General features: G+C 56.5%; 14 protein-coding genes and 1 pseudogene. 1 reads left to right on the top strand and 14 read right to left on the bottom strand.

What is annotated here, in order from left to right:
* Nucleotides 1-39: 39 nt before the first annotated feature.
* The 13 genes and pseudogenes from folA to NWV12_RS03150 all read right to left on the bottom strand — a co-directional run bounded on the left by folA (nucleotide 40) and on the right by NWV12_RS03150 (nucleotide 15,338).
* A complete protein-coding gene (folA, locus tag NWV12_RS03210) occupies nucleotides 40-519 on the bottom strand; it encodes a type 3 dihydrofolate reductase (RefSeq protein WP_008502023.1) in 480 nt (159 codons plus the stop codon).
* A 114-nt stretch (nucleotides 520-633) separates the two neighbouring features.
* Nucleotides 634-2,499 (bottom strand): glutathione-regulated potassium-efflux system protein KefC, encoded by a 1,866-nt coding sequence (gene kefC / locus NWV12_RS03205; protein ID WP_033144606.1) that lies wholly within the window; start codon nucleotides 2,497-2,499, stop codon nucleotides 634-636.
* The gene (gene kefF, locus NWV12_RS03200) at nucleotides 2,492-3,022 is read right to left on the bottom strand and encodes a glutathione-regulated potassium-efflux system oxidoreductase KefF (protein WP_023310358.1); all 531 of its coding nucleotides are present in this window, start codon (nucleotides 3,020-3,022) and stop codon (nucleotides 2,492-2,494) included. The genes kefC and kefF overlap by 8 nt, the downstream gene beginning before the upstream one ends.
* A gap of 103 nt (nucleotides 3,023-3,125) precedes the next feature.
* Nucleotides 3,126-3,359: a YgdI/YgdR family lipoprotein gene (locus NWV12_RS03195; protein WP_023310357.1), complete on the bottom strand. Its 234-nt coding sequence runs from the start codon at nucleotides 3,357-3,359 to the stop codon at nucleotides 3,126-3,128.
* A gap of 138 nt (nucleotides 3,360-3,497) precedes the next feature.
* Nucleotides 3,498-6,722 carry a carbamoyl-phosphate synthase large subunit gene (gene carB / locus NWV12_RS03190; RefSeq protein WP_039260850.1) on the bottom strand — a complete coding sequence of 1,075 codons (3,225 nt, stop codon included), beginning with the start codon at nucleotides 6,720-6,722 and terminating at the stop codon, nucleotides 3,498-3,500.
* An 18-nt stretch (nucleotides 6,723-6,740) separates the two neighbouring features.
* Entirely contained in the window at nucleotides 6,741-7,889 is a 1,149-nt protein-coding gene (gene carA, locus NWV12_RS03185; RefSeq protein ID WP_048979027.1) for a glutamine-hydrolyzing carbamoyl-phosphate synthase small subunit, read from the bottom strand.
* 453 nt (nucleotides 7,890-8,342) lie between these two features.
* Complete coding sequence (gene dapB / locus NWV12_RS03180) at nucleotides 8,343-9,164, bottom strand: 4-hydroxy-tetrahydrodipicolinate reductase (RefSeq protein ID WP_048979028.1); 822 nt, start codon at nucleotides 9,162-9,164, stop codon at nucleotides 8,343-8,345.
* A 205-nt stretch (nucleotides 9,165-9,369) separates the two neighbouring features.
* Complete coding sequence (ispH, locus tag NWV12_RS03175) at nucleotides 9,370-10,320, bottom strand: 4-hydroxy-3-methylbut-2-enyl diphosphate reductase (RefSeq protein ID WP_048979029.1); 951 nt, start codon at nucleotides 10,318-10,320, stop codon at nucleotides 9,370-9,372.
* 1 nt (nucleotide 10,321) lies between these two features.
* On the bottom strand, nucleotides 10,322-10,771 hold the full coding sequence (fkpB, locus tag NWV12_RS03170; protein ID WP_003856450.1) for an FKBP-type peptidyl-prolyl cis-trans isomerase: 450 nt from the start codon (nucleotides 10,769-10,771) through the stop codon (nucleotides 10,322-10,324).
* A gap of 52 nt (nucleotides 10,772-10,823) precedes the next feature.
* Nucleotides 10,824-11,324 carry a signal peptidase II gene (lspA, locus tag NWV12_RS03165; protein WP_033144602.1) on the bottom strand — a complete coding sequence of 167 codons (501 nt, stop codon included), beginning with the start codon at nucleotides 11,322-11,324 and terminating at the stop codon, nucleotides 10,824-10,826.
* On the bottom strand, nucleotides 11,324-14,140 hold the full coding sequence (gene ileS / locus NWV12_RS03160; protein WP_032660749.1) for an isoleucine--tRNA ligase: 2,817 nt from the start codon (nucleotides 14,138-14,140) through the stop codon (nucleotides 11,324-11,326). The genes lspA and ileS overlap by 1 nt, the downstream gene beginning before the upstream one ends.
* Nucleotides 14,141-14,185: 45 nt before the next feature.
* Entirely contained in the window at nucleotides 14,186-15,112 is a 927-nt protein-coding gene (ribF, locus tag NWV12_RS03155) for a bifunctional riboflavin kinase/FAD synthetase (RefSeq protein ID WP_023310350.1), read from the bottom strand.
* Between the two features lie 7 nt (nucleotides 15,113-15,119).
* Nucleotides 15,120-15,338, bottom strand: a pseudogene (locus NWV12_RS03150) (DUF2575 domain-containing protein).
* 101 nt (nucleotides 15,339-15,439) lie between these two features.
* On the opposite strand from NWV12_RS03150, the gene rpsT reads away from it, so the two are divergent.
* A complete protein-coding gene (gene rpsT / locus NWV12_RS03145; RefSeq protein ID WP_003856458.1) occupies nucleotides 15,440-15,703 on the top strand; it encodes a 30S ribosomal protein S20 in 264 nt (87 codons plus the stop codon).
* A gap of 57 nt (nucleotides 15,704-15,760) precedes the next feature.
* Here the strand turns inward: rpsT and nhaR are convergent, their stop codons facing one another.
* On the bottom strand, nucleotides 15,761-16,660 hold the full coding sequence (gene nhaR / locus NWV12_RS03140; RefSeq protein WP_033144600.1) for a transcriptional activator NhaR: 900 nt from the start codon (nucleotides 16,658-16,660) through the stop codon (nucleotides 15,761-15,763).
* Between the last annotated feature and the right edge of the window lie 18 nt (nucleotides 16,661-16,678).

Raw genomic sequence — 16,678 nt, 5'->3', positions numbered from 1 at the left:
TACGTAATTCCCTCTCCCGGCCGGGAGAGGGAAAATCACTTAACGACGTTCCAGAATCTCGAAGCAGTAGCTGTGGGAGTTCTGTGCATCCGCGTCGTGGAATTCGCTGAATACCGATTCCCACTCGTCCGGATCGTAGTCCGGGAAATGAGTATCCCCTTCCACTTCTGCATCAATGTGGGTCAGATACAGCTTCTGCGCTTTTGGCAGGAACTGCTCGTACACGCGCCCACCGCCGATCACCATGATCTCTTCGGCATTGCCGCATGCAGCAATCGCCTCGTCTACTGATTTTACCCATTCGACGCGATCGTCAGTGCCCGGCTGGCTGCTGATAACGATATTCTTACGGCCCGGCAATGGACGACCAATCGACTCCCAGGTCAGGCGGCCCATCACTACCGGCTTGTTTAACGTAGTACGTTTAAACCATGCGAGATCGGCAGGCAGGTTCCACGGCATGGCATTTTCCATACCGATAACGCGGTCCACCGCCAGCGCTGCAATCAGACTGATCATTGAAAATTTCCCGGATGCAAAAAATTGCCGCCACTATACGGAAAGCTTAATCTTTCGTCGACTGGCGGCAGGGTAAAGATAAAGAAATTTTTTAATATTGCTGGCAACTCCACTTCACGCGGAAGGTTTACTCTCGGGCTCGTCAGCCGGATCGCCGGTATGCTTGCCCTCTTCCGTGCCCTGCCAGCCATGGCGCTGGATCAGCGACAGGTGGTTACGGTCCTCGTTAATGATTTCCGTCAGCATCGCACTGGTGCGTTTGAACACCGCCGCACGCTCGGTGGCGGTACTGCCAGCCATCGCCGCCATCTCTTCGACCATCTCGGTATTAAAGCGGCGGAACAGGTCTGCCCGTTCGCGTGCTTCATACGCGCCAAGTCCAAGATTTTCCAGCGCCATGCGGCCAGACTTCAGCGCACCTTCGAAGGTTTCACGCTCGGGCGCGTCTACGCCCGCCTGCCGCAGCCGGATGTAGTGATCTACATCGCGCGCGCGGGAGATAATAGTCAGCGCCGGGAAATGCTCTTTTACCAGCTCCACCATCTGCATGCTGGTTTCCGGATCGTCAATGGCGTTAATCAACACCTCGGCTTTTGCCGCCCCGGCGGATTCCAGCAGATCGACGCGGGTTGCATCCCCGTAAAACACCTTCATATCAAATTTACGCAGGGTATCGACATGGTCGGGGTCGTGATCGAGGATGACCATTTTCACCCCGCTCGACAGCAGTAAACGACCCACGATCTGCCCGTAGCGGCCAAATCCGGCGATGATGACGCGCGGCTGCTCCTCGTCGATCTCGTCGGCCTCGCGCTCCTGCCCGCTGTCCGATTTTTCCAGACGCGTCAGCACCACCAGCAGCACCGGCGTCGCCGCCATCGACAGGGCGACCGCCAGCGTCAGCGCCTTCGCCCACTCGGGATCGAGCACGTTTGCCATCTGCGCGGCGCCAAAGACCACGAACGCAAATTCACTCCCCTGCCCCAGCAGCACGGCGAACCAGCGGCGCTGCCTGCCCGGCACGTTCAGTGGGCGAGCAATCAGCCACAGCATCACCATTTTAATGACCAGGAAGCCGACGAGCAGGATGACGATCCGCAGCGGATGCGTCACCAGCGTGCCGAAGTCGACGGACATCCCGACGCCGATGAAAAACAGTCCCAGCAGCAGTCCTTTGAACGGCTCGATATCGCTTTCCAGCGCGTGACGGTATTCAGAGCTCGCCAGCAGAACGCCTGCGAGGAACGCCCCCATCGCCATCGACAGCCCGGCCTCCTCCAGCAGCAGACCGAAGCCAAACACCAGGAACAGCGCCACGGCGCTGAACACTTCGCGCAGGCCAGAACGGGCGACAAACCGCAGCAGCGGGCGGGTCACGTAGCGGCCAAGCAGCACCACCAGCGCCAGCGCGCCCGCCACCTTCAGCGCCGACAGCGCGAAAGCGCCCAGCGTGGTAGAGGAACCGCTGGCCGCCAGCAGCGGGATCATCGCCACCAGCGGGATAGCGGCAATGTCCTGGAACAGCAGCACCGAGAACGCGCTGCGTCCCATCTGGGAGACCGTCAGATTTCGCTCGTTCATCGCCTGCATGGCAATCGCCGTGGAGGAGAGCGCCAGCGTCATGCCGATGAGCTCTGCCACTTTCCAGTCCATTCCTAACAGGATACAGAACCCACCCAGCAGCAGGCCGCAGGCCACCATCTGCAGCGCACCACCGCCAAATACCGAGGCGCGAAGCTTCCACAGCCGCTGCGGGTCGAGCTCCAGGCCAATCACAAACAGCATCAGCACCACGCCAATCTCAGCGAAATGGAGAATCGCCTCGGCATCCGTGACCAGTCTAAAGCCCCACGGCCCAATGACGCAGCCTGCAATCAGGTAGCCGAGCACCGAACCCAGCCCCAGGCGTACCGCCACGGGCACAATCAGCGCCGCCGCGCCGAGGTAAATCAGCGCCTGTATCAGCGTATGGCTATCCATGGTGCGTCTCCTGCCACTCAAGTAAGCGTTGTTTATAATGACGAGCCTGCGCCTGCAGCGTTTCATCGTCGCAAACAAACGTGCAGTGCATCGCAAACGGCGGGAGCCAGTTCAGACCGCAATAGAGCGCGGTCGCCTGCAGCGGCTGCGCCAGGACGTCAAACCCCGGGAAGGAACCGATATCAAAATGGCTTTCCCCACCGCCGGTGGTGACCGCCCACATCAGGCTTTTTCCTTTTAGCGCATTGCCGTTGTGGCCATACGCCCAGCCGTGGGAGAAGACTTTATCAATCCACAGTTTCAGGAGCGGGGGCGTGCTGTACCACTGCATTGGATGCTGCCAGATAATCAGATCGGCACGGGAAAGCGCCTCCTGTTCGGCGGCGATATCGATATTAAAATCGGGATAAAGTTGATAGAGGGAACGTATCTCTACGTTATCAAGCGTCCTTACCTGCTCAAGCATCCGCTTATTCGCATGCGAGTGCTGCGGATAAGGATGGGCATAAATTATCAGAATCATTGATTAGCCTGTTGTTACTGCTTTCTTTTAACAAAAGAGTGTAGTCAGTAATTCAACAGGCTAATAGTGAATATTATTGACGGGCTTACGTCAGAATTCTGAATTAGTTATCCAGCTCGCCCATAGATTTCACCTGGTCACGGTTGATCTGCTCGGTTTGACCGGTTTCGGCGTTTTTGTACGACACCAGACCGGTATCGTCATCCACCTGAGGTTTGCCGTCGGTGACAATGGTTTTGCCATCGGTGGTTTTTACGGCTTGATTAGACGAACAGCCCGCAACGGTAAACATTGTCGTGGCAGCCAGAACGGAAGCGATCAGTAATTTATTTTGCATGGTGTTTTCCCCTGCTCTCAGTTGAATTTCGTTATCGACCTAACCATTTTAGGCTAACTGACTGAAAGCGGATGAAAAACCAGAAGGTTCTGAAGATGGGAGAATGCCCGGCAGCCGAACGGCACCGGGCATTTTTACTTATTTGCTAATCTGCGCGTGCATTTCCTGCACTGAAATCACCTTCTCGGTGGCATCCGCGTTCAGCGCCATGGCCGTTGCGAAACCGCCGTTCAGGGTGGTGTCATAGTGCACTTTGTACTGCAGCGCGCTGCGACGAATCAGCTTGGAGTCTTCAATCGCCTGGCGGCCTGCGGTGGTGTTGATGATGTAGGTGTATTCGCCATTCTTGATACGGTCCTGAATGTGCGGACGACCTTCATGCACCTTGTTCACCAGACGCGGGTTGATGCCGGCTTCGCCCAGCACAATCGCGGTACCGTGGGTCGCGTCCAGCTCGAAGCCCTGTTTCAGCAGCTTGGCGGCCAGGTCAACCACGCGCTCTTTGTCGCCTTCGCGAACGGAGAGCAGCGCACGGCCTGATTTTCTCATGGTGGAGCTACTGCCCAGCTGCGCCTTCGCGAACGCTTCTGCGAAGGTGCGGCCCACACCCATAACTTCCCCGGTAGAGCGCATTTCTGGCCCTAACAGCGGGTCAACGCCCGGGAATTTGTTGAACGGCAGCACCACTTCTTTCACCGAGTAGTACGGTGGAATGATCTCTTTGGTCACGCCCTGCTGCGCCAGCGTCTGGCCCGCCATCACGCGCGCCGCCACTTTCGCCAGCGGTACGCCGGTGGCTTTGGAGACGAACGGTACGGTACGTGCCGCACGCGGGTTGACTTCAATCAGGTAGACTTCGTTGTCTTTCACCGCAAACTGGACGTTCATCAGACCGCGAACCTGCAGCTCGAAGGCCAGCTTCTGCACCTGCTGGCGCATCACGTCCTGAATCTCCTGGCTCAGCGTGTAGGCTGGCAGAGAACAGGCGGAGTCGCCGGAGTGCACGCCCGCCTGCTCGATGTGCTCCATGATGCCGCCAATCAGCACCATTTCGCCGTCGCAGATGGCGTCAACGTCCACTTCTACCGCGTCGTCGAGGAAGCGGTCGAGCAGCACTGGCGCATCGTTGGAGACGCTCACCGCAGTCTGGAAGTAGCGACGCAGGTCGGCTTCGTCATACACGATTTCCATCGCGCGGCCGCCCAGCACGTAGGAAGGACGCACCACCAGCGGGTAGCCAATCTCTTTCGCCTTCTCAACGGCCATTTCAATGGCGGTGACGGTGGCGTTCGCCGGCTGTTTCAGCTTCAGACGGTCAACCGCCTGCTGGAAACGCTCGCGGTCTTCCGCACGGTCAATCGCGTCCGGGCTGGTGCCGATAACCGGCACGCCTGCTGCTTCCAGCGCGCGCGCCAGCTTCAGCGGGGTCTGGCCGCCGTACTGCACGATAACGCCTTTTGGCTTCTCGATGCGCACGATTTCCAGCACGTCTTCCAGGGTAACCGGCTCGAAGTAGAGGCGATCAGAGGTGTCGTAGTCGGTAGAGACGGTTTCCGGGTTACAGTTGACCATGATGGTCTCGTAACCGTCTTCGCGCAGCGCCAGCGAGGCGTGTACGCAGCAGTAGTCGAACTCGATGCCCTGGCCGATACGGTTTGGACCGCCGCCCAGCACCATAATCTTGTCGCGGTCGACGGACGGGTTCGCTTCGCACTCGTCTTCATAGGTGGAGTACATGTAGGCGGTGTCGGTCGAGAATTCAGCCGCACAGGTGTCCACGCGCTTGTAGACCGGGTGCAGGTCGTACTGGTCGCGCAGCTTGCGGATTTCCGCTTCACGCACGCCCGCCAGCTTAGCCAGACGCGCATCGGCGAAGCCTTTGCGCTTCAGCACGCGCAGGAAGTCAGCGTCCAGGCCGTTGATGCCCAGCTCCGCTACCTGCTCTTCCAGACGCACCAGCTCTTCAATCTGCACCAGGAACCAGCGGTCGATGTTGGTCAGGTTGAACACGCCGTCGACGGACAGGCCCGCACGGAAGGCATCGGCGATATACCAGATACGCTCTGCGCCCGCGTCTTTCAGCTCGCGGCGGATTTTGGTCAGCGCTTCCGGGTCGTCCAGGCTCACCTTCGGGTCAAAGCCGGTCGCGCCCACTTCGAGGCCGCGCAGCGCTTTCTGCAGGGATTCCTGCTGCGTGCGGCCAATCGCCATCACTTCACCGACAGACTTCATCTGGGTGGTCAGACGGTCGTTCGCACCTGCGAATTTCTCGAAGTTGAAGCGTGGAATTTTGGTCACAACGTAGTCGATTGACGGCTCGAAGGACGCAGGCGTGCGGCCACCGGTGATGTCGTTCATCAGCTCGTCGAGGGTATAACCCACCGCCAGCTTCGCCGCCACTTTCGCAATCGGGAAGCCGGTCGCTTTAGAGGCCAGCGCGGAGGAACGGGACACGCGCGGGTTCATTTCGATAACAATCAGGCGGCCGGTTTTCGGGTTAACGGAGAACTGCACGTTAGAACCGCCGGTTTCCACGCCGATTTCACGCAGTACCGCCATCGAGGCGTTACGCATGATTTGATACTCTTTGTCGGTCAGGGTCTGGGCTGGCGCAACGGTGATGGAGTCACCGGTGTGGATACCCATCGCATCGAAGTTTTCGATGGAGCAGACGATGATGCAGTTGTCGTTTTTATCACGCACCACTTCCATCTCGTACTCTTTCCAGCCAATCAGCGATTCATCAATCAGCAGCTCTTTGGTTGGAGAGAGATCCAGACCGCGTTCGCAAATCTCTTCGAACTCTTCGCGGTTGTAGGCGATACCGCCGCCGGTGCCGCCCATGGTGAACGATGGACGGATGATGCACGGATAGCCCACGTCAGCCGCGACGGCCAGCGCTTCTTCCATGTTGTGTGCGATACCGGAACGTGCGGTGTCGAGGCCGATTTTCTTCATCGCCACGTCGAAGCGTCGACGGTCTTCTGCTTTATCAATCGCGTCGGCGGTCGCACCAATCATGGTCACGCCGAACTCTTCCAGCACGCCCTGACGCTCCAGCTCCAGCGCACAGTTCAGCGCCGTCTGGCCGCCCATGGTTGGCAGCACCGCGTCCGGACGCTCTTTCTCGATGATTTTACGCACCACTTCCCAGTGAATCGGCTCGATGTAGGTTGCATCAGCCATTTCCGGGTCGGTCATGATGGTTGCCGGGTTAGAGTTTACCAGGATTACGCGGTAACCCTCTTCACGCAGGGCTTTACACGCCTGCGCGCCGGAGTAGTCGAATTCGCAGGCCTGGCCGATCACGATCGGGCCAGCGCCAAGGATCAGGATGCTTTTTATGTCTGTACGTTTTGGCATTGTCTTCTCGGCTCCTGATTATTTAGCGGTCTTACGGTATTGCTCGATAAGTTCGATGAAGTGATCGAACAGCGGCGCGGCGTCGTGTGGGCCCGGGCTGGCTTCCGGGTGACCCTGGAAGCTGAATGCTGGCTTATCGGTGCGATGAATTCCCTGCAGGGTGGCATCGAACAGCGACTTATGGGTCACGCGCAGGTTAGCCGGCATCGAGGCTTCATCGACAGCAAAGCCGTGGTTCTGCGCGGTGATCATCACCGTGTTGTTATCGATGTCTTTCACCGGGTGGTTACCACCGTGGTGGCCGAACTTCATCTTAACGGTGTTCGCACCGCTCGCCAGCGCCAGCAGCTGATGGCCGAGGCAGATGCCGAATACCGGGATGTCGGTTTCCAGGAAGGACTTGATGGCGGCGATGGCGTAATCGCACGGCGCCGGGTCGCCAGGGCCGTTGGACAGGAAAATACCGTCCGGATTCATCTTCAGCACGTCTTCGGCAGACGTTTGTGCCGGAACCACCGTCAGGCGGCAGCCGCGGTCAACCAGCATGCGCAGGATGTTGCGCTTGGCGCCGAAATCGTAGGCCACCACGTGGAACGGCAGCTCGCTCTCTTTTTTCGCTTCAGGCAGGTCGCGTTCCAGCGTCCAGCTACCCTGCGTCCAGCTGTAGGCTTCAGCAGTAGTCACTTCTTTCGCCAGGTCCATGCCGTTCAGGCCCGGGAAGGCTTTCGCTTTTTCCAGCGCCAGCGTCGCATCGAGGTTATCACCCGCGATGATGCAGCCGTTCTGTGCACCCTTCTCGCGCAGCAGACGCGTTAACTTACGGGTATCGATATCGGCAATCGCCACGATGTTATGGCGCTTCAGGTAAGAAGAGAGGTCTTCGGTATTGCGGAAGTTGCTGGCAATCAGCGGCAGGTCGCGGATGACCAGGCCTTGCGCATGTACCTGAGAAGATTCTTCGTCAGCCGCATTGGTGCCGACATTGCCGATATGAGGATAAGTAAGAGTAACGATTTGGCGAGAATAGGAAGGATCAGTGAGGATTTCTTGATAACCGGTCATTGAAGTATTGAAAACGACTTCCCCAACCGCCGAACCCGTTGCCCCTATGGCCCGACCGATAAACTGGGTTCCGTCTTCCAGAACCAATAGCGCTGACTTAATCAAAACACCCTCCAGAGAATATTCACTCACTTTATTTGCATATTAATTCATAGCATGTCATGGATCAATGCAAATGTGTTGCCAGCGGATTTTTGGCAAACGGCGGCATTCTGGGGATTTGGTGGGTAAAAGTCAACTTAAAACGGATATTTTGTTTACTCTTTTGCAAGTCTGGCGATTGGAATGCAGCTTAAGCGACAAAAAGATCAGGTAAATCACTGCAGAAAACGCTTGCGCGCCTGGTTTAATGAAAAATGAGATAGTGCAGCACTATAAAGTGGACCAGATGGTCAAAATTTACATTTCAGTAACGTTAAAACGCCACAAGAGAGAGATATTTAGAGACTTGATCAAAAATACATAATGAAACAGATAAAATAAAAGGGCAATAAAATATTGCCCTATGCAATCAAACAATTACGACTGCAATAACCACATCACGATGGGTAATAATGCTTACAAATTGTTGAGATCGAGCACATCCCGCATATCAAAAAGGCCATCTTTCTTGTTTTTAAGCCACAAAGCGGAACGTACGGCGCCGTTGGCGAACGTCATTCGGCTGGAAGCTTTATGCGTAATTTCGACGCGTTCGCCAATATCGGCGAACATCGCCGTGTGTTCGCCGACGATGTCACCCGCTCGCACGGTTGCGAAACCAATAGTGCCAGGAACGCGTTCGCCGGTGTAACCTTCACGCGTATAGACCGCGCAGTCTTTTAAATCTTTATCAAGTGCATGAGCAATCGCTTCGCCCATCGCCAGCGCCGTACCCGATGGCGCATCAACTTTGTAACGGTGGTGAGCTTCTACGATCTCGATATCGGTATAGTTGCCCATCACCTTCGCGGCCTTCTCCAGCAGCTTTAGCATGACGTTAACGCCCACGCTGAAGTTTGCCGCGAAGACAATCGCAATCTCTTTTGATGCATCCTGGATAGCCTGCTTGCCCGCATCGTCAAAACCGGTGGTGCCGATCACCATCCCCTTGCCGTGCTGACGACAAAACGCCAGATGCGCGAGCGTCCCTTCCGGGCGGGTAAAATCGATGAAGACATCGAAGTCCTCTTTTACCGCCTCCAGGCTGCTTTGCACGGTAACGCCCGTTTGGCCTGCGCCCGCCAGCTCACCGGCATCGGTCCCCAGAAGTGAAGAACCTTCACGTTCCAGTGCCGCGCCAAGCGCGACGCCATCCATCTGAAGTGCCGCCTGAATAAGCTGACGGCCCATACGTCCACCCGCGCCCGCAATGGCGACACGGATCTGTGCATCATGCATAGTTATTCTCTTACGTTAAAATGATGTAAACCGTTTTCAGATTAACCAGCCTTGAGAAGCACTGCCAACTGAAAACACCGATAATTAGAATTTAACGTGAAACCGACTTAAATATCAGTAAAAGACATGATTTTGTCGTCACGATAAAGTAACGGGTAAAAAAAAGGCCAGCACAGGAGGTGCTGGCCTTTCATCAGAAAAAGGACTATTCGACTTCGCGGGCGTCGATGCGCAGTTCTTTCGGGACTTCAAAAACAATGTTCTCTTCACGTCCTTCCAGCGGCACCGCTTCGCCACCGCCCAGTTCCTGCAAACGAGAAATGACGTTCTGTACCAAAATATCTGGCGCAGACGCCCCGGCCGTCACGCCGACACAGGCCGCGTGCTTAACCCACGCCTCCTGAATATCCGACGCGTCATCAATCAGGAAAGCCGCTTTCCCCATGCGTTGCGCCAGTTCGGCCAGGCGGTTGGAGTTAGACGAGTTTTTGGAGCCGACTACCAGCACCACATCCGCCCGTTCAGCCAGTGCGCGCACCGCTTCCTGACGGTTAGTGGTCGCGTAGCAGATATCATCCTTACGCGGGCCGACGATCTTCGGGAAGCGCTGACGCAGCGCGTCAATCACCTCTGAGGTATCGTCTACGGAGAGCGTCGTCTGGGTCATAAACGACAGACGGGCTTCATTTTTCACGTTCAGCGTAAAGACATCTTCAGGCGACTCAACCAGATACATGCCCCCTTCCGGGTTACTGTACTGGCCCATGGTGCCTTCGACTTCCGGATGACCGGCATGGCCAATCAGAATCGACTCTTCACCACGACGGCTGGCGCGAGCCACTTCCATATGCACTTTTGTCACCAGCGGACAGGTGGCATCGAATACGGTCAGATCGCGGCTTTTTGCTTCGTTACGTACCGCCTGAGAGACGCCGTGCGCGGAGAAGATCAGGATCGCACCGTCCGGCACTTCGCTGATTTGTTCAATGAAGATGGCTCCGCGCTCGCGCAGGCTGTCGACCACGTAGCGGTTGTGCACCACTTCGTGACGTACATAAATCGGCGCGCCGTAAATCTCCAGCGCGTTTTCAACAATGCTGATAGCGCGGTCTACACCGGCGCAGAAGCCGCGCGGGTTAGCCAACAGGATCTGCATTTCAGGCCTCCAGTGCAGGATCGATTTCCAGCACTTCAACATCAAAATGAACGGTACGCCCGGCAAGCGGATGGTTGAAGTCAACGGTAATAGAGTCGCCGTTGATCTCGCGGATCACGCCAGGCATTTCGCTGCCGTCCATAGCGGTAAAGAGCATAATCGCTCCGATCTCCGGTTCACCCGCGTCCATAAACTCGCGGCGCGAGAAATACTGGATCAGGTCCGGACTCGGCACGCCAAACGCGGCATCCGGCTCCAGCGAAAAGGCTTTTTTCTCACCCTCTTTCAGGCCCAGAAGCTGCTGCTCAAGACCTTCAGACAGGGAGGTATCGCCAAGACGAAACAGGGCCGGTTTGCCGTTATTGCGGGTGGATTCGGCCGTGGAGCCGTCATCCAGCTTCAGCGTGAAGTGAACGAGAACCGCGCTGTTGCTCTGTACGGATTTAGACATGCAAATTGCTCGCTTGTTTTGCCCGGTAGCATTACGCCACCGGGCGAGTGTGTTACGCCTGCTCTTTCGCGGCCGGTTTAGGCAAGAAGCCTTCCAGCACGATTAACGCCGCACCGATACAAATTGCCGTATCGGCCAGGTTAAAGGTCGCGAAGTGCCAGTCGCCGACGTAGAAGTCGATCATATCGACCACAAAGCCGTGCCACAGACGGTCAAACAGGTTGCCCAGCGCGCCGCCAATGATCAGCGCGTAGGCAATGTTATTCAGCTTTTGCGTGGCCTTCGAGCGGTACATCAGCACCGCGAGGATCACGCAGATACCGAGAGCGATACCCGCAAAGAACCAGCGCTGCCAGCCACCGCTGTCGGCAAGGAAACTAAACGCTGCGCCGTAGTTACGCGCGTAGTGCAGGTTAAGCGACGGGAACAGCGGAACCGTCTCCCCCAGAGCAAAATTCTGGAGGATCAGGAACTTGCTGCCCAGATCGATAATCAGCACCACCACAACCAGCCACAGCCAGCGCAGTCCTGTTGAACAGAGAGTTTTACTCATCAGGCAAACTTACGTTTTTCGCCGTCACCGGCGACGTTGCTTACACAGCGTCCGCAGATGTCTGCGTGTTCCGCCACCTGGCCAACATCGGTGGTGTAATGCCAGCAACGCGGGCATTTCTCACCGTCGGCTTTGCTCAGCGCGACTTTCAGTCCTTTGAGCAGCTCGCTCTGCTGAGCATCAGCAGAAGCATCGGCATAATCCGCAACTTTCGCACCGGAGGTCAACAGGACAAATCGTAATTCATCGCCCAGCGCCGTCAGCTTCGCCGCCAGCTCCGGTTCGGCATACAGCGTAACTGCCGCTTCCAGAGAGCCGCCGACTTTCTTGTCCGCGCGCGCCTGCTCGATAACCTTGTTCACTTCGCCACGCACTTTGAGCAGCTCGTCCCAGAAGGCATCGTTCATCGCTTCGGTGCTGGAGAGATCGAACAGACCTTCGTACCACTCGCCCGTGAACACATACTTCTCACGGTCGCCCGGCAGGTAGCCCCAGATTTCATCCGCGGTGAAGGACATGATCGGCGCCATCCAGCGCACCAGCGCTTCTGCGATGTGGAACAGCGCGGTCTGGCAGCTACGACGCGCCACGCTGTCCGCTTTCGCGGTGTACTGGCGGTCTTTGATGATGTCGAGGTAGAACGAGCCCATCTCGATGGAGCAGAAGCGCATCAGGCGCTGCACCACTTCGTGGAAGTCGTAAGACTCATAGGCTTTCAGAATATCTTCCTGCGCCGCTTTCGCGCAGCCTACCGCCCAGCGGTCCAGCACCACCATCTCTTCCGGTTTCACCATGTCTTTTGCCGGATCGAACCCGTTCAGGTTCGCCAGCAGGAAGCGCGCGGTGTTACGGATACGACGATAGCTGTCGGCAGCACGCTTCAGTATCTCGTCAGACACCGCCATTTCGCCGGTGTAATCGGTAGAGGCCACCCACAGACGCAGAATGTCTGCGCCCAGCTTGTTCATCACATCCTGCGGAGAAACGGTGTTACCGATAGATTTGGACATCTTACGGCCCTGACCATCCACGGTGAAGCCGTGAGTCAGTACCTGACGGTAAGGCGCTTTACCCTTCATGGCGGTGGAGATCATGAGAGATGACATGAACCAGCCGCGGTGTTGGTCAGACCCTTCCAGATACATATCGGCAGCGTGACCGGCAAATTCCGGACGCACGTCAACCACGGAAGAGTGGGTAGACCCGGAGTCGAACCACACGTCCAGGGTATCCGGCACTTTCTCGTAGTTGTCTGCGTCAGCGCCCAGGATGTCGCGGGAGTCGAGATCCCACCACGCCTGAATACCGTCAACTTCGACGCGCTTCGCCACTTCTTCCATCAGTTCCAGGGTGTTTGGGTGCAGCTCCTGCGTCTCTTTATGCACGAACAGAGACATCGGCACGCCCCAGGTACGCTGACGGGAGATACACCAGTCAGGACGGTTAGCCACCATGGATTCGATACGCGCCTGGCCCCAGTCAGGGATCCACTGCACGCCTTTGATCTCTTTCAGAGACTGCTCGCGCAGGCCTTTCTGATCCATGCTGACGAACCACTGCGGGGTCGCACGGAAGATGATCGGCGTTTTATGACGCCAGCAGCACGGATAGCTGTGCTGCATTTTTTCAACGTGCAGCAGCGCGCCGCTGGTGCGCAGCATGTCGACGATGATGTCGTTCGCCTTGAAGACGTTGATACCGTCCAGCGCCGGATAGGTACCTGGCAGGTAAGATCCGTCCGGGCCAACAGGGTTAGCGATTTCCAGACCGTATTTCAGGCTGATGTTGTAGTCATCAGGACCGTGGCCACCGGCGGTATGCACCGCACCGGTACCCGCTTCCAGCGTCACGTGGTCGCCCAGGATCGCCGGAACGTCGAAGTCCAGGAACGGGTGCTTGAAGCGCATCAGCTCCAGCGCGTCGCCTTTCACGGTGCCCAGCACGGTGTAGTCGCTGATATGGGCGCGCTTCAGCACGCTCTCAACCAGATCTTTCGCCAGGATAACCGCCTGACCGTCAATCTGCACCAGCGCGTATTCGAACTCACCGGACAGGGAGATCGCACGGTTGGCCGGCAGGGTCCACGGGGTGGTGGTCCAGATCACCAGAGAGATCGGGCCGTTTACCGAGGAGACGCCAAATTTAGCCTTCACCGCATCCTGATCGACGGCATGGAACGCCACGTCGATAGATGGAGAGGTTTTGTCGTAATACTCAACTTCCGCTTCTGCCAGCGCAGAGCGGCAGTCCACGCACCAGTGCACCGGCTTAGCGCCTTTGTGCAGGTGGCCGTTACCGATGATTTTACCCAGCGCACGGATGATGTTGGCTTCAGTTTTGAAGTCCATGGTCAGGTACGGGTGCGACCAGTCGCCCAGCACGCCCAGACGGATGAAGTCAGCGCGCTGACCGTCAACCTGCGTGGCTGCGTATTCGCGGCACTTCGCACGGAACTCGGCGGCGGTGAACTTCTCACCCGGTTTGCCAAACTCTTGCTCCACTTTAAGCTCGATTGGCAGACCGTGGCAGTCCCAGCCAGGAACGTAAGGCGAGTCATATCCCGTGAGGCCTTTGGACTTCACGATAATGTCTTTCAGAATCTTGTTAACCGAGTGACCAATATGAATGCTGCCATTCGCATATGGAGGGCCATCATGCAGAATGAAGGTTTTTTTGCCTTTTTTGGCTGCACGAATGATGCCGTACAGGTCATCATCGGTCCAACGCGCCAGCATTCCCGGTTCGCGCTTGGCGAGATCGCCGCGCATCGGGAACCCTGTTTCCGGCAAATTCAGGGTTGATTTATAGTCACTCATCAGATTCTCGGTTCCGTATTTATCACGTAGGCAGTTAAGCCGGGTTCAAAGCCCAAAAAACTCGCGGGCCGTCAATTCATCTCGCGCAATTTGCGCTTTTAGTTCATCCAGCGAACCAAATCGCTGCTCGTTGCGTATTTTTTTACGCAGTATCACATCTATATGGCGACCATAGAGGTCCATTACAACGTCCAGCAGGTGCACTTCTAACTGTTGACGCACACCGGCGACGGTCGGACGCGTGCCAATGTTGGCGACGCCGTAGAACGGCTTATCGCCCAGTCCTGCCACTTCCACCGCATACACCCCTTTAACCGGGGAAACCTGACGACGCAGCGGTATATTCGCCGTCGGGAAGCCTATCGTGCGGCCCAGCGCATCGCCATGGACCACGCGGCCAGAGATGGTGAACGGATGCCCCAGCAGGGTTTCTGCCGTGTCCAGGTCATCATTAGCCAGCGCCTGACGCACCGCGGTGCTGCTGACGCGCACGCCGCCTTCGCAGAAGGTCATCGCGCTGGTGACGTCAAATCCATACTCCAGACCAGCCTTCTGTAATAGCAAGAAATCGCCCTGACGACCAGCGCCAAAGCGGAAATCATCGCCCACGGCAAGAAACTGTACGCCAAGACGCTTAACCAGCAGGTCGCTGACGAAATTTTGTGCTGTCAGCGCGGCAAAGCGACGATCGAAACGTAAACACAATACATAGTCCACGCCGGACTCCGCCAGATAGCGCAATTTCTCGCGCAGGCGAGTGAGTCGGGCGGGAGATTTATCGCCCGCGAACAATTCCAGCGGCTGCGGCTCGAAAATCATCACTACAACGGGCAGGCCGCGGGCCTCCCCTTCTTTCCGCAATCCCTGCAACAGCGCCTGATGACCACGATGCACGCCGTCGAAATTACCAATAGTCAGCACGCACCCGTGTGGCGCGCTGCTGAGATTATGTATGCCGCGTATCAGCTTCATGTCTGGCTCAAAACAGTGAAAATCGCCAAAGTATACCTTGTACAGCGGTTAAGGTTAACCGGCGATTGTTCGCGCAAAACAGAAAGCCGTAATGATTTCATCAGGCTGACCTTTCGCAGCGAAAAAATCTGCTCGTGAACTGCGATTTTTATGCCGAAAGGCTGTATTCAGGGAAGACAAGCTGGTAGAATCCTGCGCCATCACTACGTAACGTAGCGTCGCTAATTAACGGCGCTTATTTGCACAAATCCATTGACAAAAGAAGGCAAAGAGGGCATATTCCTCGGCCTTTGAATTGTCCACATAGAACATATTTGGGAGTTGGACTTGGCTAATATCAAATCAGCTAAGAAACGTGCCGTTCAGTCTGAAAAGGCTCGTAAGCACAACGCAAGCCGTCGCTCTATGATGCGTACTTTCATCAAGAAAGTATACGCAGCAATCGAAGCAGGCGACAAAGCTGCAGCGCAGAACGCATTTAACGAAATGCAACCAATCGTGGATCGTCAGGCTGCTAAAGGTCTGATCCACAAAAACAAAGCAGCGCGTCATAAAGCAAACCTGACCGCGCAGATCAACAAACTGGCTTAATCGCTACTTGTTGTTGCTTGTTTAAAGAACCCGCTTAACGCGGGTTTTTTTATGCCTTCAGATTGCCGGTGGCGTAAACAGCGCCGAGTAGTCACGGTTGCAGATTCGCTGCACCGCCGGGTGCTGAATCATCCGTTCGGCAAATATGGCATGATACTCCTCCATCACGTTATCCACTCTGCCTATCTCCGTAATCTTGTCGTCCGAATAGAGATCGTGCGCGTACAGCGTCGGCGCAACGAAGATCGCATTATGCGCTTCGCCAAAGGCTTTCATCAGCGCCGCATCGTCGAACTCACCGAGGATTTCTACCTTCAGCCCCTGCGAGTTAAACCAGTTCAGCAGCTTGCGTCCGAGCATTGAGCGCCTTCCCGGCACCAGCAGGCGACGCTCTTCCAGGCAGGCCGGGAAAGTTTTCTCCGGCGGCGGGTTGATACACCAGAAGCTCACGCCACATTCGCCAATCTTCACCGAGAACAGCCCTTCCTGCTGGGTGGAGTCAATCGGGCAGTCCGAGATAATCATGTCCAGCTTGTGCTGGCTCAGCTGTTCCAGCAGCATCTCGTGGGTGGATTCAAAGCAGCGCAGGTGAATTTGCTCGTCTTCAACTACCGCCGCATCCAGCACGCCGCTCACCAGCCGCTTGGACAGCGCATCCGCCACGCCAACGTCAAAGAGCAGGTTCGACTCTTTGCGGTAGTTGACGATATCCAGCATCTCCTGGCTCAGGGTGAACATTTTGTCCGCATAGCGGAACACCAGTTCACCCAATTCGCTGGGTTCAATCCCACGCCCTTTACGCTTGAACAGCTTGCCCTGCAGGCGCTCTTCCAGGGCCTTGATTTGCCCGGTGATGGTTTGCGGCGTCAGGTAGAGCGCCTCTGCCGCCCCCACCACCGAGCCCTGTTTATAGACGTGCCAGAAGTAGTACAGATGGTTGTAATTTAAATGAGACATCGCGTCTTCTCTCCCTGA

This window comes from Enterobacter sp. Crenshaw, assembly GCF_024734705.1.
Taxonomy (GTDB): Bacteria; Pseudomonadota; Gammaproteobacteria; order Enterobacterales; family Enterobacteriaceae; genus Enterobacter; species Enterobacter asburiae_B.
This window is presented reverse-complemented; position numbering and strand designations above follow the sequence as displayed.